20 protein-coding genes and 1 pseudogene are annotated in these 17,930 nt (G+C 32.7%); 14 read left to right on the forward strand and 7 right to left on the reverse strand.

Annotated features, from left to right (window positions below):
* Window positions 1-152 precede the first annotated feature (152 nt).
* Entirely contained in the window at window positions 153-1,526 is a 1,374-nt protein-coding gene (gene rmuC, locus BSF42_RS05490) for a DNA recombination protein RmuC (protein WP_095952114.1), read from the reverse strand.
* A gap of 185 nt (window positions 1,527-1,711) precedes the next feature.
* Between rmuC and BSF42_RS05495 the strand changes: the two genes are divergently transcribed.
* From BSF42_RS05495 to BSF42_RS05515, 5 genes are all read left to right on the forward strand, one after another.
* Entirely contained in the window at window positions 1,712-2,578 is an 867-nt protein-coding gene (locus tag BSF42_RS05495; RefSeq protein ID WP_095952115.1) for a protease complex subunit PrcB family protein, read from the forward strand.
* 90 nt (window positions 2,579-2,668) lie between these two features.
* On the forward strand, window positions 2,669-2,881 hold the full coding sequence (locus BSF42_RS05500; RefSeq protein WP_253250989.1) for a hypothetical protein: 213 nt from the start codon (window positions 2,669-2,671) through the stop codon (window positions 2,879-2,881).
* Between the two features lie 124 nt (window positions 2,882-3,005).
* Window positions 3,006-3,521, forward strand: a complete 516-nt coding sequence (locus BSF42_RS05505) for an RNA polymerase sigma factor (protein ID WP_256385344.1) — start codon at window positions 3,006-3,008, stop codon at window positions 3,519-3,521.
* Window positions 3,518-5,152 (forward strand): hypothetical protein, encoded by a 1,635-nt coding sequence (locus BSF42_RS05510; RefSeq protein WP_095952117.1) that lies wholly within the window; start codon window positions 3,518-3,520, stop codon window positions 5,150-5,152. The genes BSF42_RS05505 and BSF42_RS05510 overlap by 4 nt, the downstream gene beginning before the upstream one ends.
* A gap of 42 nt (window positions 5,153-5,194) precedes the next feature.
* Window positions 5,195-5,725, forward strand: coding sequence for a MepB family protein (locus tag BSF42_RS05515; protein WP_095952118.1), 531 nt, complete (start codon window positions 5,195-5,197; stop codon window positions 5,723-5,725).
* Window positions 5,726-5,793: 68 nt separating this feature from the next.
* Here BSF42_RS05515 and BSF42_RS05520 read toward each other — a convergent pair whose 3' ends face one another.
* Together BSF42_RS05520 and BSF42_RS05525 are read right to left on the reverse strand one after the other, a co-directional pair.
* Entirely contained in the window at window positions 5,794-6,546 is a 753-nt protein-coding gene (locus BSF42_RS05520; RefSeq protein WP_095952119.1) for an SDR family NAD(P)-dependent oxidoreductase, read from the reverse strand.
* Window positions 6,547-6,694: 148 nt separating this feature from the next.
* Entirely contained in the window at window positions 6,695-7,138 is a 444-nt protein-coding gene (locus BSF42_RS05525; protein WP_253250991.1) for a hypothetical protein, read from the reverse strand.
* 146 nt (window positions 7,139-7,284) lie between these two features.
* Here BSF42_RS05525 and BSF42_RS05530 point away from each other — a divergent pair, with 146 nt between their 5' ends.
* Together BSF42_RS05530 and BSF42_RS05535 are read left to right on the forward strand one after the other, a co-directional pair.
* Window positions 7,285-7,866, forward strand: a complete 582-nt coding sequence (locus tag BSF42_RS05530; RefSeq protein WP_095952120.1) for a pseudouridine synthase — start codon at window positions 7,285-7,287, stop codon at window positions 7,864-7,866.
* A gap of 62 nt (window positions 7,867-7,928) precedes the next feature.
* A complete protein-coding gene (locus BSF42_RS05535) occupies window positions 7,929-8,384 on the forward strand; it encodes a tRNA (cytidine(34)-2'-O)-methyltransferase (protein WP_095952121.1) in 456 nt (151 codons plus the stop codon).
* Between the two features lie 53 nt (window positions 8,385-8,437).
* Here BSF42_RS05535 and BSF42_RS05540 read toward each other — a convergent pair whose 3' ends face one another.
* From BSF42_RS05540 to BSF42_RS05555, 4 genes are all read right to left on the reverse strand, one after another.
* Window positions 8,438-9,214, reverse strand: coding sequence for an ABC transporter ATP-binding protein (locus BSF42_RS05540; protein WP_172426652.1), 777 nt, complete (start codon window positions 9,212-9,214; stop codon window positions 8,438-8,440).
* A 100-nt stretch (window positions 9,215-9,314) separates the two neighbouring features.
* A complete protein-coding gene (locus BSF42_RS05545; RefSeq protein WP_095952123.1) occupies window positions 9,315-9,725 on the reverse strand; it encodes a GxxExxY protein in 411 nt (136 codons plus the stop codon).
* Between the two features lie 144 nt (window positions 9,726-9,869).
* Complete coding sequence (locus BSF42_RS05550) at window positions 9,870-10,898, reverse strand: iron ABC transporter permease (protein WP_095952124.1); 1,029 nt, start codon at window positions 10,896-10,898, stop codon at window positions 9,870-9,872.
* A gap of 1 nt (window position 10,899) precedes the next feature.
* The gene (locus BSF42_RS05555; protein WP_095952125.1) at window positions 10,900-12,042 is read right to left on the reverse strand and encodes an ABC transporter substrate-binding protein; all 1,143 of its coding nucleotides are present in this window, start codon (window positions 12,040-12,042) and stop codon (window positions 10,900-10,902) included.
* Window positions 12,043-12,150: 108 nt separating this feature from the next.
* Here BSF42_RS05555 and BSF42_RS05560 point away from each other — a divergent pair, with 108 nt between their 5' ends.
* From BSF42_RS05560 to cobC, 7 genes and pseudogenes are all read left to right on the forward strand, one after another.
* Window positions 12,151-12,498: a DUF5522 domain-containing protein gene (locus BSF42_RS05560; RefSeq protein ID WP_371615194.1), complete on the forward strand. Its 348-nt coding sequence runs from the start codon at window positions 12,151-12,153 to the stop codon at window positions 12,496-12,498.
* A gap of 30 nt (window positions 12,499-12,528) precedes the next feature.
* A pseudogene (locus BSF42_RS05565) lies at window positions 12,529-12,860 on the forward strand (four helix bundle protein).
* Between the two features lie 30 nt (window positions 12,861-12,890).
* Window positions 12,891-13,397 (forward strand): bifunctional adenosylcobinamide kinase/adenosylcobinamide-phosphate guanylyltransferase, encoded by a 507-nt coding sequence (gene cobU, locus BSF42_RS05570; RefSeq protein ID WP_095952127.1) that lies wholly within the window; start codon window positions 12,891-12,893, stop codon window positions 13,395-13,397.
* 303 nt (window positions 13,398-13,700) lie between these two features.
* Window positions 13,701-15,380, forward strand: coding sequence for a nicotinate-nucleotide--dimethylbenzimidazole phosphoribosyltransferase (gene cobT / locus BSF42_RS05575; protein WP_095952427.1), 1,680 nt, complete (start codon window positions 13,701-13,703; stop codon window positions 15,378-15,380).
* 66 nt (window positions 15,381-15,446) lie between these two features.
* Window positions 15,447-15,878 carry an IS200/IS605 family transposase gene (tnpA, locus tag BSF42_RS05580; protein WP_095952128.1) on the forward strand — a complete coding sequence of 144 codons (432 nt, stop codon included), beginning with the start codon at window positions 15,447-15,449 and terminating at the stop codon, window positions 15,876-15,878.
* A 706-nt stretch (window positions 15,879-16,584) separates the two neighbouring features.
* The gene (locus BSF42_RS05585; protein WP_095952129.1) at window positions 16,585-17,382 is read left to right on the forward strand and encodes an adenosylcobinamide-GDP ribazoletransferase; all 798 of its coding nucleotides are present in this window, start codon (window positions 16,585-16,587) and stop codon (window positions 17,380-17,382) included.
* Window positions 17,367-17,900, forward strand: coding sequence for an alpha-ribazole phosphatase (gene cobC, locus BSF42_RS05590; protein ID WP_095952130.1), 534 nt, complete (start codon window positions 17,367-17,369; stop codon window positions 17,898-17,900). The genes BSF42_RS05585 and cobC overlap by 16 nt, the downstream gene beginning before the upstream one ends.
* The last annotated feature ends 30 nt before the right edge of the window (window positions 17,901-17,930 follow it).

Here is a 17,930-nt window from a genome sequence, read left to right on the forward strand (position 1 = left end):
ATTTTTTAAACACATAGATTCATAGTTTTTTACTCAGGAAAGACGTTTCACTCTTTTAAGCAAACAAAGTGCTAGGCGTGAAACTAGTTTCTTTTTATATTCTTTATCAGACAAAACAAAAATCTATGTTTCTATGTGTTTAAAAATTTTTATTAATTCAATAATTCATTTTCATCTGAATTTAAAGCTCTTGCTATAATATTTTCGGGAAGTGATTTCTTTGCCTTTGCTCCCATTTTCTTTAACCTTTCTACGCTCGAAATCAAATTTCCTTTTCCGTCTACCAATTTATTCATTGCGCTTTCGTATTCAGTTTTGGTATCTTTTATTTTATTTCCAATTCGAACTAAATCAGAAACAAAACCTTCAAATTTATCGTATAATGCGCCCGCTTGTCTTGCAATCTCAAAAGCATTTTCCTGCTGTTTTTGATTGCTCCACATACTATCAATGGTTCTTAAAGTTGCCAGAAGTGTGCTTGGCGTTACAATAACGATATTGCGATCGAATGCTTTAGTGTATAAACCAGGATCTTCGTTTAACGCAATTGCAAATGCAGGTTCCATCGGAATAAAAAGCAGTACAAAATCTGGACTTTCTATTTGATATAAATCATGGTAATTTTTACTTCCAAGCTGTTCCACATGTCTTCTGATAGAATTGACATGTTCTTTTAGAAAATCAATTTTTAAAAGCTCGGATTCTTCATTAATCCATTTTTCATAGGCGGCAAGTGAAACTTTAGAATCGACAATCATTTTTTTACCGTCGGGAAGATTAATTACAACATCTGGAAAAACACGGTTTCCTTCGCTGTTTGTAAAGCTTTGCTGTACTTCATATTCCCTTCCTTTTTCTAATCCCGATTTTTCTAAAACACGCTCTAAAACCAGTTCGCCCCAATTTCCCTGCATTTTGCTGTCGCCTTTTAATGCTTTGGTTAGATTTAAGGTTTCTTTGCTCATTTGGGCATTCATTTCGCTTAAACCTAAAATCTGCTGGCGAAGTGCGGCGTGGTAATCGATACTTTCTTTGTGTGTCTGATCTACTTTTTGTTCAAAGACATGAATTTTATCCTGAAGCGGTAACAGAATATTTTTCATATTCTCACTGTTCTGCTCGGTAAACTTAGCCGATTTTTCTTCAAGGATTTTATTGGCTAGATTTTCAAATTCTTTGGTAAATTTCTCCTGAAGTTCGTTGATCTCATTTTTTTGTTCTTTATGGCGTTCCCATAAATTTTCAAAATCGACTTCTTTTTTAGAAAGCTGGATTGCTAAACTGTCTTTTTCTGTTCGAATATTTTCTTTCTCTGAATTAAGCAGCTGCAATTGTTTCTGAAAATAATTTTTCTCGTTTTCAAACTGCTCTTTCTGCATTTGCATCTGATTGTTCACAGCATTCAATCTTTCTTCAGAAATTGCTTTTTCAGACTGATATTTTGATCCTGAAAGCATTTTACCTAAGTATATCCCAACAAAAAGCGCTACTACAAAACCTAATAAAAATGGTAGATAATCAGACATAACTAAGTTTATTTTACGTAAAAGTACGCAATAATACGTAGTACATAGTTCATAAAATAGAAAATTCACGAATTCAGATTCAATCCAAACTAAACCAACATTTTAATTTTAAAAAAAAATAAACGTTCAACGCAACCTTTTTTTTAAAGTGCCATCTACAAATTATAAACCTATTAAAAAGAATTATGAAAAAATTAATGTTGAGCTTATTTATAGCTTTTGGAATCAGCGCTTGTTCTCTTAACGATGACAACAATTACATTGACTGTGGCGTTAACACAAGTGTTGCCTTTACCGGATTTCCTTTCTTGTGTAATTACAGCGTAAAAACACAGCAAAACACTGCTGCTGTAGCAGTTATTGGATCTCAGGAAAAAATGAATGAATTATTCATTAAACATGAAAATAGTTGTCCTGTTGCAAGCGACCCTAACATCGATTTTACAAAACAATATTTAGTTTCCATTTTTGCAGGGGTTAAACCTACCAGCGGTTATGCTATTAAAATTACTTCTATTGTAGAGAATAATTGCGAAATCATCGTTAATTACTATGAAAAAGCTCCAGTAACCGGCGAAAATGTAACGCAGAATCCAACTTACCCTTCAGATTTTGTTTTAATTCCAAAAACAGCTAAAGGTTTCATTTTTGTGAAAACAAATGAAAACAGTGACAATATTGTTATTGGAAGTTATGACAGCCAATGTACTACTGCCGACTGCCAAAAATTCTTCCAAATCAACGATTATAATATTTTAAAATTCCTAAACGTTGCAGCTGGACAATACGATTTTGGTCAATATAAATACACGCCAACTATAAAAAGAGGAGATTATACATTATTGTTAAAAACTGTTCCTGCTGAAATTTTGGCTTTAAAAGGACAAACAAAAACTTACGGTACGCCTAATGCAGCTGGTGTCTATTTTGAATTACGCCAAGGTGCAGTTGTAACAAAAGTTTATATTGATAACAATGACACTCAAGATCAAAGTGCAGAAATAAAAGCTTTCAAAAAAGTTATTCAAGAAAAAATTACAAGTTTAAAATAATTTAAACATGAAAGAACTCTTTTTATCTTTTATTGCATTCTTTCTTTTGCCAGTTTTTACACTATAGAAACTACTAAAGCAGAATCAAGTTTGATTGTAAATACTTGGATCTGGAAAAAATCTGTAGGCGGAACTAGTAATCCTTATTTGAGATGGAAGAATATAGAGATTAGAAACAACACGTATAAAATACAAAAAGGGATAGGATATTTTGACAAGTCAGAACATGATTTAATTATGTTTGAAGGCAAAACTTACGTAATAGAAAACCTTGACAATCAAAACCTAACGAATTGTGAGTAATAATCAAGACGTAGCTCGTACTATTTTTAAAAGATAGTTTTATAAGCTTTTTAGAACTATTTTTGCAAAACCAAACAATACCACTTTTTTGAAAGACGAGTTAGAAAAATATATCAAACTGTGTATGAAAAATGACAGAGAGGGACAACTGAAAATTTATCAGTTGTTCTCTCCTGTTTTGTATGGCATCTGTTTGAAATATATGAAAAACGAAGATGACGCCAAAGATGTCTTTCAGGATGCTTTTGTAATTGTCTTTCAGAAAATAAACCAATACAAATTTGAGGGAAGTTTCGAAGGATGGCTCAAACGGATTTTCATCAATAAGCTCATCGAAACTTTAAACAAAAAGAAAAAGGAAAGTTTCTTTTTAGATGTCTTCGATCCTGACACTGATTTTATTGAGGAAGAGGAATTAGAGGCAATACCGATGGAACAGGAAAAACTTTTGGAATTTATTCGGGATTTACCTGATCAATATCGAACGGTTTTTAACTTATATGTTTTTGAAAAAATGAAACACAAAGAAATTGCCGAATTATTAAAAATCTCCGAAGGAACATCAAAATCAAATTTAAATCGCGCCAAACATATTTTACAAAAGCGAATTTTGAGTATAAAAAATTTTAAGACAGCATGAAGAAGCATAAAATAGAAGATATTTTTTCATCAATGGAAGACTTCTCGAGTATTCCGCCTCCTGAATTGTGGGGTCAAATTGAAGAAAAATTAAATAAACCTAAAAGGAAGAAGCGTGCTATTCTTTGGTGGTCGGCTGCTGCATGCTTATTATTGGGGCTGCTTCTGCCTTCAATTTTATATTTTACTGCCAATCCTCAAAATAAAAACTTTGAAAATGGCGGTTTCGAAAATAACCGTGTCGTTCTTGAAGAAAAAACAAACAATACTGATACTAATAAAAACAGCACTAACGAACATATAGTAAACCATACAAAAGCGGCTGATTCTGTAATTACTATTTCTCCAGAAAAAAATCAAGTAAATAATCCGAAAGGAAATCAAGGACAAGAAACTGCTGTAGCGCATTCAAATAAAAATAATAAAACGAATAAAAAAGGTTCTGAATCTAATATGCAGATCCCAAGCAATGCTCCGAACCAATCTTTTGCTAGTCAGAATTTTTATTCTTCGAAAGATAAATCGAGTGGTAAATCTTCAAAAAAATCCATTTTAGAAAATGGAAGACAAGCTGCAGCTAAAGGAATTTCTGAAGACAGAATTGCTTTTGGAAAAGAAAGTAAGTTTAATTCAAATGCTCAAAAACAACTTTCTAATTCTATTTTTGATGCAGGTTTAATCGGGAGAGACAACAAGAATTTTGCCTACAATAATCAAAGTTCTGTGGTAAGTAACAACACATCAAAACAAAATGATGTAAATAATAAAAGCGGAAAAACAGGAACTGATAAATATGTTGCTGCAAAGGAAAATTCGAAATTCAACAATGTTTTAAGTAAAAAAGATTCTGCACAGCTGGCTGAACTTCAAAACTTAGAAAAAGGAATTTTAACTGCTGAAACTACAAAAGACGAAAAAGAGAAAAAAGACAAATTAATTGATAAAAAGGAAAAATGGGCCGTTGCAGTTTTTGCGGGTGTTGCAAGTTCTGAAAACACTAGGAACGAAAAAACTTTAGGTAATGTAAACGATTCTAAGCAGTCTAATTCTTATGGAGTTAAAACGAAATACAGTATTAATAAAAAATGGGCCGTTGGTTCTGGTCTAAAAATTAATGAGCTTGGACAAAGTGTTGCTAACGTTTCGTATGTAAGTGCCAAAAATAATGCTTTATTTGCTCCAGGCGAATCGCGTGCAGACAGTCCAATTGCGATGTCAGGCAGTAATCCTGAGTATCTTCTTATTTCAAACAGCACAAAAGAGGCTTTAAAAAATGATAATATACAAACAGGAAAACTGGATCAAAACTTACGATATATAGAAATGCCTTTGGAAGTTTCGTATGCTGTTTTCAATAAAAATAAAGCAAGTATCAATTTGAATACAGGTGGTTTTGTGGGCAAATTGATATCTAACAACGTAGCTTTGGATGGAAATTCTATTGGTCAGAATGTAAGTGCAAACGATTATGTATATGGTTCGACTTTGAGCAGTACAATTCAATACCGTGTTTACAAAAAGACAAATGTATTTGTAGAACCTGCTATGAATTATTATATCAATCCGTTAAACAGTCAGTCTTTTAATCAGTTTCAATGGGGATTAAATTTTGGATTAAATGTTTCGTTCTAAATTAAATTCGTAATAATTTCAGAACTTAATTACTCTTTTTTTATGGATTTTACTGCTTCTTCAATTGATTCAAAATCAGTTCCAACCGATTTATTTTTGGCTAAAGAAAAAGTTTTTGATAAAGCCGGTCTTCAATTGAAAACACTTTTAAAAGAAAAAGAAAGTGAAGAATACAGCGCTTTCCGTTTTCTTATAAATGAAAAAAACATTTGCTACAGAGAAGCAAAAATAACTCCAACCAAAACAGGTCAGTTTGTTACTTTATGGAAAAGAAATACAAGCGGAACAATCGAACCTTTTGACTTTTCTGACACAATAGACTTTGTGATTGTAAGTGTTCGAAAGGATGAAAATTGGGGACAGTTTATTTTTCCGAAAAGTATATTATTAGAAAAAGGTGTTTTTTCTACCCAAAACAAAGAAGGAATAAGAGCAACAAGAGTTTATCCGCCTTGGGATGAAACTACAAGCAAACAAGCTCAGAAAACACAAAAATGGCAATTAAATTATTTTCATACGCTTACTAATTCAAATCAAATTGATTTCGATCAATTGAGAAAATCATTGTTATAGATTTTCAACAAGAAAGGCTTCCAGATTTGGAAGCCTTTTTTACTATTTCTCAATTGATGTACATTTCATTATACCGCTGTATAACCGCCGTCGGCAATAATATAACTTCCTGTTGTAAATGATGATTTATCAGAGTTTAAGAAAACTACTAACTCTGCAATTTCCTCAGCAGTTCCCAAACGGTTCATGGCAGATTTTGCTGCAACGGCATTCATCATATCTTTATTTAAATTGTCTTTTAAAAGCGCTGTTTCAATATAACCAGGTCCAACAGCATTACAACGAATATTTTTCTGCGCATATTCTACTGCAATATTTTTAGTCAAGCCAACGACAGCATGTTTACTTGCAGTGTAAGCTGGGCTATTTGGAGCTGCAACTTGCCCATGAATTGAAGCAATATTAACAATACTTCCACCGCCATTTTTTTCCATTTGTTCCAGTTGATAGCGGCAGGCATAAAAGACACCGCTTAAATTTAAAGCAATTACTTTATCCCATTCGTCTGGTTCGTATTCTCCAGTTGGTTTTGCAGGTCCGCCCATTCCGGCATTATTACATGCAATATCAAGTCGGCCGTATTTTGAAACCGTAACCTCAATCATATGTTTGTTATCAATTGCACTCGACGAATCTCCTTTTACGAAAAAAGCTTCTCCGCCATTTTCTTTTATAACTTTTACGGTTTGTTCACCGTGATCTACATTAATATCAGATACTACTACTTTTGCTCCTTCGCGAGCGTATGCTTCTGCAACTGCGCGTCCAATTCCTGAACCTCCGCCAGATACAAATGCAACTTTATTTTCTAAAAGTGACATATTCTTAAGATTTAAATTTGTACTTCTAATTTACGAAGATCTAAAGCGATTCTCAAGGTTTGAGAGGAGTTTACAATAACATTAACGCTTACCGCTAATCTTATGTTATTTGATATTAAAAAGACCTTTATGTTTAAAAAATTTCGTATTATTCATCTTCATCCAATTTCATATTACCGCGGTCTTTATGACTTTCCGGATTTGAATTTGGATATCGGTCTGGAGTTACATCTGAATTGCGATCCTTATTCTCAACCGTTTTTTTTGCTTCTTCTTCAGAAGATACACCACGATTAGAATTTGGATTGTCCGATGACGTTTTTGGAGTTTTCAATTGAATATCTTCGTTTTCATTTCGAGCTCGATCTACTATTTTTTTATCTCCGTCTGCATCTGTTACCACTTCTTTTTTCAATTTTGCATCTTTTAAATCTTTATCGTGCGAAACATTTTTCCCTTTAGATTCGTCGATATCTTTTTGGGTTCCATTTATCTTTTTCGTTCCTAAATTATTCGTTGCCATAGCTTTATTCTTTTGAGTTTCTACTATAATATTACGAATTCTAAGTCTTAAATCTAAATGGTTTAACATTGCTTTAGCTTAATAACGGCAGTTCTTTCATAATTCTTTTTCTTATTTACAACATTCGCTGATTCAGAGATTATTTTGCTAAGAAACTAATAGACTGACTTCACTTTTAATTTTAGGAAAGAAACTATCTTTGCAAAAAATTAAAAATGCACAGACACTTCATTCTTTTTAAACCTTATGGCTACTTAAGCCAATTTATTTATGAATTAAAAAGAAAGAAAAAGCTTTTGGGCGAATTACATGATTTTCCCGAAGGAACAATGGCGATTGGAAGATTGGACGAAGATTCTGAAGGTTTACTTTTATTAACAACTGATGGAAAAGTAAGCGAACAAATAAGAAGCAAAAAAGTAGACAAAGAATATTATGTCCAAGTAGACGGCATAATAACACCCGAAGCAATTGAAGAATTGCAAAAAGGTGTCGAAATTGGTTTTGAGGGAGGAAAATACAAAACAAAACCCTGCTCTGCTTTTATTGTTACCGAAATTCCAGATTTTGGACCAAGAGCCAAAAAAATCAGAGATGAGCGCCACGGCCCGACTTCTTGGGCATCAATCACTATAAATGAAGGAAAGTTTCGTCAGGTTCGCAAAATGACTGCCGCAGTTGGTTTTCCTACGCTGCGTCTTGTTCGCGTTCGAATAGGAAATGTATATTTGCAAGACCTAAAAGCTGGGGAAGTTTTAGAAGTTTCTGATTTCAAATTAGAAAATGTGTCAATTTGATCATTAGAAAATAAACCAAACCTGCCAAATTAACGATTAACCGATTAAACAAATAAACGATAATGCTAAACGTTGTTCTTGTAGAACCTGAAATACCAAACAATACTGGAAATATTGGAAGATTATGTGTGGGCACAGAAAGTCGTCTTCATTTAATTCATCCTTTCGGATTTGTGATTAATGATAAAAACCTGAAACGTTCTGGTTTGGATTATTGGGTTCATTTGGATGTAACCGAATATCAAAATGTTGAAGAATGGATACAGCAGATTCCAGATCAATCGCGTGTATTTTTAATGAGTTCGCATTCTGAAAAATCGTATTTGGAAACTGAATTTCAAGATGGAGATTGGTTAGTTTTCGGAAAAGAAAGTGTTGGTTTGAGTGCCGAATTTATGGAAAGGTTTGAGAATCATTTAACGATTCCGATGTCTCCGCTTATTCGCAGTTTTAATATTGCCAATTCTGTTGCTTTTGTAGTTGGTGAAGCTAAGAGACAAATTGGATTGAAAAAATAAGTTTACAAATTAATCTCCTACAAGGTTTTGCAAACCTTGCAGGAGAAGACTAATTAAGTCACAATAAATTTCCCTTTTTCAGCATCAAAAATAATATGCTCGTCTTTGAAGAGATTGCTGAAACTTCCGTTTGAAATTAAGTTACAAGGCTGATCCTGCGTAATATTTTCTGGTGTCATCATGATCATTTCGTCGCTTAATTGAATTGCTAAGTCAATATCGTGTGTCGAAAACAAAATACATTTTTGAGTTTCCTGAGTCAGTTTTTTCAATAATTTGAATAATGAAACTTTATGAAGTAAATCAAGATGCGTTGTTGGCTCATCTAAAATAATCAGCGGTGTATCTTGTGCCAAAGCTCTGGCGATTAAAACTTTCTGCAATTGACCGTCGCTAATTTCAAAATGTTTTTTTGATGCTAAATGCTCGATTTGAGTCAGATTCATTGCTTCTTTAACTTTCGCTATATCATCATTTGACAAAATATCTACCCAATTTGTATACGGCTGACGCCCCAATGCAACTAATTCAAAAACGGAAAGATTACTTGGAGGCAGTTTTTCTGTTAAAACCAAACTTAGATTCTGTGCCAATTCTAAAGGTTTAAAATCGGAAATATTCTTTTCGTTTAAATAAACATTTCCCGATAACGGTTTTTGAATTCCAGTAAGCGTTCGCAGTAAAGTCGATTTCCCAATTCCGTTGGCTCCTATTAAAGTAATAAGTTTACCAGATTGCAGATTTAAATTTAGATTGGCCGCGATGGTCGTAATGCCTTTTTTGGATTTATATCCAATATTTAAATCTGAGGTTTTTAATATACTTCTAATCATTGCAATTATTTTTTAAACACATAGAAACATAGGTTTCATTTTTCATCTAAAAGTGTATTTGAAAATTTACTCGCAAATTAACACATAGCTGTTGAACTTAGAACTTTGGCAACAGTTTGAAATATTCGTTTACAAATGTTTTTTGACCTTCTTTAAAAATATTGAGGCAGTTAAAATTAATTATAATTCCTTTTGGAGCTTTTAGCAGTTTCATGTATGTCATTAATTGTGCCTCATATATTGGACTTATTTCTGATGTTGCTTTTAATTCAACTACCAAACAATTCTCTAAGAACAAATCACATTTTAAATCTACATGTAATTCTTTGCCTTTATAGATTAAGAGCGCCTTCATTTCTGTAAAAAACTGTATGTTTCGAGATCTTAATTCTTCTTTCAAACATTGATGATAAATATTTTCGAGTAAACCCTTTCCAATTGCTTTATGTACTTCAATACAAGCACCAATTACATTAAAAGTTAATTCATCTAGATTTTTGAGTACCATATTAAAATTAGTTTTATAATAATAGAAAACCAGTTTAACTCACTAAAACTATTATTGTTTAAAAAAGTGAAACGCCTTTAATCGGCTTTGAAAACTATGTATCTATGTGTTTAAAAAACTAAAGACAACAATATTTGTAGGTTTTTACCTAAAATTTCTTTTTCTTACCAAAAGCCAGATTACAACCGGCGCTCCAATTATGGACGTAATCGCATTAATTGGCAGCGTAACATCAAAGCCTGGCATTTGCGAAACTATATCACAAAATAACATTATAATAGAACCGAAAAACAACGTACTCCAAAATAGTATTGTATGATTACTAGTTTGAAACGTGAGTTTTGCAATATGCGGAACGGCTAAACCAACAAAAGCAATCGGGCCTGCAAAAGCTGTAATAGAACCTGCTAGAATACTGGTTGCAAAGATGATTATTAATCTGGCGCGCTTAAAGTTCAATCCCATACTCTTTGCGTAGTTTTCACCCAGAAGCAATGCGTTTAATGGTTTTATACTATTTGCGCTTAAAAGCAATCCGATTGCAACGCAGAAAGTCAGAATTCCGATGGTTGGCCACGAAAGATTTCCGAGGCTTCCCATAGACCAGAAGGTAAATTTCTGTAATTGTTCTGCGGTACTAAAATAGGTTAAAACACTTACGATTGCCGTTGTAAAACTACCGAACATTAAGCCGACAATTAGAATTGCCATTGTATCTCGTAATCTTTGTGAAACTACCAAAACCAATAATAAAACCAATGTACTGCCAAATGTAGAAGCTAAGACAATTCCGTAAGATGACAGTGCAATGACACTTAAAAAAGACGGAAGAAATCCTGCTCCTAAAATTACAAAAGCAACGCCCAAACTCGCTCCAGAACTTAATCCTAAAACATAAGGCCCAGCAAGCGGATTTCGAAATAAAGTCTGCATCAAAAGGCCGCTGATGGCAAGTCCGCTTCCAACCAAAACTGCCGTAATTGCTTTTGGCAGGCGATAATTAATAATAATATATTCCCAAGTTGATTTTTCTACATGACCTCCCGTTAAACTTGCAAAAACATCTTTGAACGGAATCAACACGGATCCCAAACTAATGCTTGCGAAAAACATCAGCAAAAGACCTAAAGCCAAAACGACAAATAAAATCGTATTTCTTTTTTTATTCGCCAATTTAGTTCAGTTTTGATGCAAAAGTAAATTCGTAACTTGCTAATAAATCAGGGTGGAAAATTTTGATATAATCTTTTAAAACCAAATCTGGACGGCTTGGAGCCAATTCGTAATACACTGTTCCGCCGGTTGCTCCCAATTTGCCTTCAAAATTATAAACACTTTTATTTTTAAACGCATCAAATTCCCCATAATGTGGATTTGCTTTTTGCAATTCATCTAAACTTTTAAACGAACCAGAAGCAATCCAGATATTGGCGGTTTTGGCTTTGTCTAAAACTTTTTCAAAAGACAAACCTTCGCTTCCTGTTCCTTTTAAATCCGACCATAGATAATTAGCTTTAGCATCATTCATAAACTCGGCAACCCAGCTATTTCCTTTGGCAACGTACCAAACATCTTCATACATTGAACCGTATAACACTTTTGATGTAGCCGGCTTGTCTGCAACTAACTTTTTAGCCTGATTGTAACTTTCTACAATTTTGTCAAAAAGCTCTTTTGCCTGCTCTTCCTTACCAAACAAAGCACCGTAAAGTTTGATCCATTCTGCTTTTCCAAGTGGAGATTGTTCCATCCAATCGCCTTGAATTAAAACTTTTAAACCGCTTTTTTTCAAATTATCCAGCATCGGATTATTATTGTCAACACCAAAAGTCACAATCACATCTGGAGATAATTCGATCAACTGCTCAATATTTAGTTTTTCGTTTTGTCCAACGTTTTTAACAGAACCTTTATCAATTAATGCTCGTGTTTTTTCCGAAGAAATATAATCTGTATGAGGAAATCCAACCAATTTGTTTTCTACTTCAAGCATTTCTAAAAACGGGATATTAGTCGTTGAAGTAACAACAACAGACTCTAATGGCACTTGAATTGTAGTATAAGTTTGAAGACTGTCTGGAACTTTAGCTTCTTTTTCTTTTAATATATATTTAAAATCTTTATTCGCATTTGGCCATGGATTTGAGACTGTTACAACCGAATAATCTTCATATTTTACGATCGAAAGTCCCGATGCATATTCGATACTATTCTTTGCATTCGCAGCTTTTACAATTTCAACTTTCTCATTCTTCTTACATCCGATAAGAATAAAAAAAGAAGCTGCAAAAATCATTTTAGGGAATAAATGTCTCATGTTTTATGTTTTGGATGAAGCAAAGGTAAAGTATTTTCTATTTTTTTTGTTTACCTTTATTCTTACAAATTTAAACAATTGTATCTTTACAACATGAATACCACAAAAATGAAAATTTGCTCAAGCTGTGAATCTGAATTCAGCTGTGGAGATATATCTATAGAGAACAAGTGCTGGTGTAATGATTACCCGCCAATCTTCAATCTTTCTGAAGGCGGAGACTGTCTCTGTCCCAATTGTTTCAAAGAAGCTTGCGAGGATAAAATCGATGCTTATATTGAAACTGTTACACCTCATAATGCTCCAAAAAACAAAGCCATATCTTTGCCCAAAACAGAAAAATTAATCGAAGGGATTGATTATTATATTGAAAACGGCAACATGGTTTTTAAAACTTGGTTTCATTTAAAACGCGGCACTTGCTGCGGAAATGATTGTCGTCACTGTCCGTATTAATTGTTAATTATAAATTGTTAGTTGTTAATTATGAAAAGCAACGTCATAAAAAGTAAAAGTTTTGATTTTGCAATCAGAATTGTCAAACTATATCAATATCTTAATAATGAGAAAAAAGAATTTATACTTTCAAAACAACTTCTAAGATCGGGAACAAGTATTGGAGTAATGATTAGAAAAGCAGAACATGCAGAAAGTAAAAGTGATTTTATTCATAAATTTGCCATTGTGCAAAAAGAAGCTAATGATGTCGTTTAAACGAAAAAGAATTTGAAAACATCAATAATGATGCAATTTCAATTTTAAAATTAATAACCAGCATTATTAAAACTTCTAAAGTCAATCAGCTTCAAAAAAATTAACAATTAACAATTAACAATTAATAATTATAAATGATTTACTTGATAACGGGAGGTGAAAGATCTGGAAAAAGCAGTTTTGCTCAAAAATTAGCTTTAGAACTTTCCAACGCACCTATATATGTGGCAACAGCTAGAAAATGGGATGCCGATTTTCAAAACCGAATTGACAGACATCAGCAGGAAAGGGACGAGCGCTGGACGAATATTGAAAAGGAAAAATATCTAAGTGAAATTGATTTCTCTCAAAAAACAGCTTTAATCGACTGTGTAACGCTTTGGTTGACTAACTTTTTTGTAGATCATAAAAATGATGTTGCTTTAAGTTTAGAAGAAGCAAAAAAAGAATTTCTCTCGATAGCCAGTCAAAAAGACACTAATCTAATTATTGTAACAAATGAAATTGGAATGGGCGTTCATGCTTCAACAGAAATTGGAAGAAAATTTACCGAACTACAAGGCTGGATGAATCAGTTTCTGGCTTCAAATGCAGATGAAGTTTTCTTGATGGTTTCGGGAATTTCGGTTAAGATAAAGTGAGAAAATTCCAAATCTTAAAAAAGAAAATTCCAAATTTTTAAATTTCAAATTCCAAAGCTTACAAAAGAAAATTCCAATTTTTTAAATTCCAAATTCCAAAGCTTAGAACAGAAATTGCAAAATTTAAATTCCAAATCCCAAAGCTTACAAAAGAAAATTCCAATTTTTTAAATTCCAAATTCCAAAGCTTAGAACAGAAATTCCAAATTTTAAATTTCAAATTCGAAAGGTATACTTTATCTTTACTAGAATGTTATCCATTTTCACATTTGGAATTTGGAATTTAAAAAATTGGAATTTAAAATGAGCAATCTAGACGATATATTAAAATCACGCCGCGACACCCGACATTTTACCACCGATGAAGTTCCTGACGAAGTAATTCAGAAAGCTCTTCAGGCAGGACATTGGGCGCCATCTGTTGGACTGACAGATGCGACGAGATATTATATCATTAAATCGGATGAAGTAAAAAACTCGATTAAAAAGCTTTTTTTAGATTACAATAAAAAAGCTGAAGAACTCACTGACAATCCAGAACAGAAAGAGTTGTACCGATCGCTAAAGTTAGAGGCAATCGAAGAAGCTCCAATCGGACTTATTATTGCGTATGATCGTTCTGTGCTGAATCAGTTTACTATTGGAACTATCGGCAGTAACGAAGCGGTGAAATTTAGTTCGGTTTGTGCTGCGCAAAATATTTGGCTTTCCCTGACGGAACAAGGTTACGGAATGGGATGGGTTTCGATTTTAAATTATTATCAGTTTAAAAAAATCCTCGATCTACCCGAAGATATAGAACCGCTTGGTTACTTCTGCATCGGAAAACCCGCAACCAATTACAACAATCAGCCCATGTTGCAGCAGCTGCATTGGAAACAGAAATCAGAAGCGCCAATTTGTACCGAAATTACAGAAATTCATAAAATAAACATTCCGGATTCTCAATATAAATCAGAAGATGAAATTGAAACTGAATTTGATTTCACTACTCTTCTTCAAGAAAAAATAGATTCAAAAACCAAACCTTTAGGTTCTTTAGGAACTTTAGAAACTCTAGCTTTTCAAATGGCGAATGTTTTTGAGACTTTAAATCCAAAAATTATAAATCCGAACATTGTTGTTTTTGCAGCAGATCACGGAATTGCGAATCATGGTGTAAGCGATTATCCGCAAGATGTCACGCGTCAAATGGTAACTAATTTTCTAGAAAATGGTGCAGCAATAAATGTTTTCTGTAATCAAAATGATATTGAATTATCGATTGTAGATGCTGGCGTTAATTATGATTTCCCTACAAATACAAAATTGATTGATGCTAAAATCGCTAAAGGAACCCAATCTTTTTTACACGTTCCTGCGATGAGTGAATCTGAAGTTAAATTGTGTTTTGAGAAAGGAAAATCCATCGTAGAAAATATCGCAAAAACAGGTTCAAATTGTATCGGCTTTGGTGAAATGGGAATTGGAAATACTTCAACAGCTTCTGCTTTAATGAGCCTTTTAACTGAGTTTCCTATAGAAGAATGTGTTGGGAAAGGAACTGGAGTTGAAAATGAAAAATTAATTCATAAACAAAATTTACTCCAAAAAGCAATCGGAAATTATTCCGGTCAAGCCGATTTAATTTCGCAGCTCGCCTATTTTGGCGGTTTTGAGATTATTCAAATGGCTGGCGGGATGCTCGCGGCTTTCGATAATAAAATGCTGCTTTTGGTTGATGGTTTTATTTGCACGACAGCTTTTTTAATTGCTTCCAAAATCAATCCGAATATTAAGAAAAATGCCGTTTTTTGCCATTGCTCTGCAGAAAAAGCACATCAAAAATTATTAGATTATTTAGATGCAAAACCTATTTTAAATCTTGATTTACGATTAGGCGAAGGAACCGGCTGCGCAATTGCTTTTCCTATTTTAAAATCGGCTGAGGTATTTTTAAATGAAATGGCTAGTTTTGAAAGCGCTGGAATAAGCAGGAAATAGCTTTCATTTTTAAACAACAGTTTATAACTTTGAAGAGTTATTTAAAATTGATTTAAAAATTCATATATGCCTTTTACTAAAGTTTATATTCATTGCGTTTGGAGTACTAAGAATAGATTTCCATTTTTAAATTCAATTGAGCTTCGTAAAGAAGTTTGGCATCACATCCAAGAAAATGCATTAAAAAAAGAAATATATTTAGATTTTATTAGTGGATATTCAGATCATTGCCATTGTCTAATTTCACTAGGTAATGATCAAACAATTCAAAAAATAATACAATTATTAAAAGGTGAATCTTCGTATTGGATCAATAAAAATAAATTGACTAAAGAAAGATTTGAATGGCAGGATGAATATTTTGCTGTTTCAGTTTCAGAATCAATGGTGGATAAAGTTCGAGATTATATTAAAAATCAAGAAGAACATCACAAAAAGAAAACTTTTCAAGAAGAATATGAGGAGTTTATGATCAAATTTGGGTTTAAGTATTTATAAAAAAAGGTTTGGCTAAAGCCCTCGTTAGAATCAATAAGTAAACCCACATCTAAAGATGTTGGCTATTCATAAAACATTGTCAATACTTTTTATTTTTATGAATTGCCCCCAAATTTATCTGAAGGGTATAACATAAAATGATTTAGTTTTTTTGAATTGCCTCCAGATTTATCGGGAGGCTATAAATTTGAAACCCAAAAGGCTTTAGCCAAATAATCACAACCTAAATGAAAAAGAACTAAATAATTTCTTTAATACTTGATATTTTTACTTTAATTCTATCAAATCATAAAAATTATTTAGATTTTTTCTGAGTTGCCTCCAGATTTATCTGGAGGTTGTAAATTTGAAACCCAAAAAAGGCTTTAGCCAAATAATCACAATCTAAATGAAAAAGAACTAAATAATTTCTTTAATACTTTAATATTTTTACTCTAATCCTATCAAATTATAGAATTATTTAGTTTTTTTGAATTGCCTCCAGATTTATCTGGAGGTTATAAATTTGAAACCCAAAAGGCTTTAGCCAAATAACCACAACCTAAATGAAAAAAGAACTAAATAATTTCTTTAATACTTGATATTTATACTTTAATTCTATCAAATCATAAAAAATTATTTAGATTTTTTGAATTGCCTCCAGATTTATCTGGAAGTTGTAAATTTGAAATCCAAAAAAGGCTTTAGCCAAATAATCACAACCTAAATGAAAAAAGAACTACATATTTTCTTTACCTGCTTAATGTTCTACACTAGAATTCCATGTCCAAAAAACATAACGCATGATCCAGATTATTTAAATAAAGCCACAAGATATTTTCCTTTTATTGGATGGATTGTTGGGAGCATGTCATTTCTGGCTTTTTATCTTTTTTCTCTTTTTCTTTCAATAGAAACGGCTGTTATTTTTTCGATCGTGATTTCCGTTTTAACAACTGGAGCCTTTCATGAAGATGGTTTTGCAGATGTCTGCGACGGTTTTGGCGGAGGCTGGACGAAAGAAAAAATCCTGATGATTATGAAAGACAGTGCCATTGGAGTTTACGGAGCAATCGGATTGGTTTTGCTTTTTTTATTAAAATTTAGATTGCTATCAGAATCTATTTTGCTATTTCAAGTTTATGATGACATGGCAGTTTTTAAAATTTTTCTCTTATTTATTTCCGCTCATTCCTTAAGTCGTTTGGCTGCGATTTCTATCATTTTTACCCATCAATATTCTCGTGAAGATGCTTCGAGCAAAAGCAAACCTATTGCAAAGCAATATACTTGGAAAGAAGTTTTTGGTTCGTTCTTTTTTGGACTTATTCCCCTATTTACACTCTCCTATTTCGATCATAAAGTAATATTGGCTGTAATTCCTGTTTTTATAAACCGTTATTTTTTAGCCCGATATTTTCAAAAATGGATCGACGGCTATACGGGAGATTGTCTTGGTGCAACGCAGCAAGTTTGTGAAGTTATCTACTATTTAAGTATTTTATTTTTATGGAAATTTATTTAGTCCGTCATACCGAAACTATCTGTGAAAAAGGAATTTGTTACGGACAATCTGATGTAGAAATTGCTGAACCTTTTGACGAAATATTTGGTCAAATTATTTCTAAATTACCATCAGAGGCTGTTGTTTTTTCGAGTCCGTTAAAGCGTTGCTCCATTCTGGCAAAGCATATTCAGAAAAACACAAATGCCGTTTTTTATCAAGAAGACGAACGTTTAAAAGAAATGAATTTTGGAGATTGGGAATTGAAAAACTGGAACGAAATTCTGCCCGAAGAACTTAATCCTTGGATGGAAGATTTTGTAAATATCAAAGTCTCAAACGGCGAATCTTTCACAGAATTACATGAAAGAGTTGGTGATTTTTTATCCAATGAAATTTCAAAAATAAAAACGCCCGTAATTATTGTCACTCATGCGGGAATTATAAGAAGTATTTTGTGTCATCAAACTTCACTTCCTTTAAAAGATGCATTTAATAATAAAGTCGATTTTGGAGAAGTTATCAGAATCGAATTATAAATATCCATTTTGTTTGACTATTAAGCCCTA

Origin of the sequence: Flavobacterium sp. ACN6, assembly GCF_002304005.1 — a bacterium.
Classification (GTDB): Bacteria; Bacteroidota; Bacteroidia; order Flavobacteriales; family Flavobacteriaceae; genus Flavobacterium.

What these genes read in the sequence shown, in the direction of transcription:
- rmuC (WP_095952114.1), bottom strand. Translation starts at nt 1,526, where the DNA reads ATGTCTGATTATCTACCATTTTTATTAGGTTTTGTAGTAGCGCTTTTT.
- BSF42_RS05495 (WP_095952115.1), top strand. Translation starts at nt 1,712, where the DNA reads ATGAAAAAATTAATGTTGAGCTTATTTATAGCTTTTGGAATCAGCGCT.
- BSF42_RS05505 (WP_256385344.1), top strand. Translation starts at nt 3,006, where the DNA reads ATGAAAAATGACAGAGAGGGACAACTGAAAATTTATCAGTTGTTCTCT.
- BSF42_RS05510 (WP_095952117.1), top strand. Translation starts at nt 3,518, where the DNA reads ATGAAGAAGCATAAAATAGAAGATATTTTTTCATCAATGGAAGACTTC.
- BSF42_RS05515 (WP_095952118.1), top strand. Translation starts at nt 5,195, where the DNA reads ATGGATTTTACTGCTTCTTCAATTGATTCAAAATCAGTTCCAACCGAT.
- BSF42_RS05520 (WP_095952119.1), bottom strand. Translation starts at nt 6,546, where the DNA reads ATGTCACTTTTAGAAAATAAAGTTGCATTTGTATCTGGCGGAGGTTCA.
- BSF42_RS05525 (WP_253250991.1), bottom strand. Translation starts at nt 7,138, where the DNA reads ATGTTAAACCATTTAGATTTAAGACTTAGAATTCGTAATATTATAGTA.
- BSF42_RS05530 (WP_095952120.1), top strand. Translation starts at nt 7,285, where the DNA reads ATGCACAGACACTTCATTCTTTTTAAACCTTATGGCTACTTAAGCCAA.
- BSF42_RS05535 (WP_095952121.1), top strand. Translation starts at nt 7,929, where the DNA reads ATGCTAAACGTTGTTCTTGTAGAACCTGAAATACCAAACAATACTGGA.
- BSF42_RS05545 (WP_095952123.1), bottom strand. Translation starts at nt 9,725, where the DNA reads ATGGTACTCAAAAATCTAGATGAATTAACTTTTAATGTAATTGGTGCT.
- BSF42_RS05555 (WP_095952125.1), bottom strand. Translation starts at nt 12,042, where the DNA reads ATGAGACATTTATTCCCTAAAATGATTTTTGCAGCTTCTTTTTTTATT.
- BSF42_RS05560 (WP_371615194.1), top strand. Translation starts at nt 12,151, where the DNA reads ATGAAAATTTGCTCAAGCTGTGAATCTGAATTCAGCTGTGGAGATATA.
- cobU (WP_095952127.1), top strand. Translation starts at nt 12,891, where the DNA reads ATGATTTACTTGATAACGGGAGGTGAAAGATCTGGAAAAAGCAGTTTT.
- cobT (WP_095952427.1), top strand. Translation starts at nt 13,701, where the DNA reads ATGAGCAATCTAGACGATATATTAAAATCACGCCGCGACACCCGACAT.
- tnpA (WP_095952128.1), top strand. Translation starts at nt 15,447, where the DNA reads ATGCCTTTTACTAAAGTTTATATTCATTGCGTTTGGAGTACTAAGAAT.
- BSF42_RS05585 (WP_095952129.1), top strand. Translation starts at nt 16,585, where the DNA reads ATGAAAAAAGAACTACATATTTTCTTTACCTGCTTAATGTTCTACACT.
- cobC (WP_095952130.1), top strand. Translation starts at nt 17,367, where the DNA reads ATGGAAATTTATTTAGTCCGTCATACCGAAACTATCTGTGAAAAAGGA.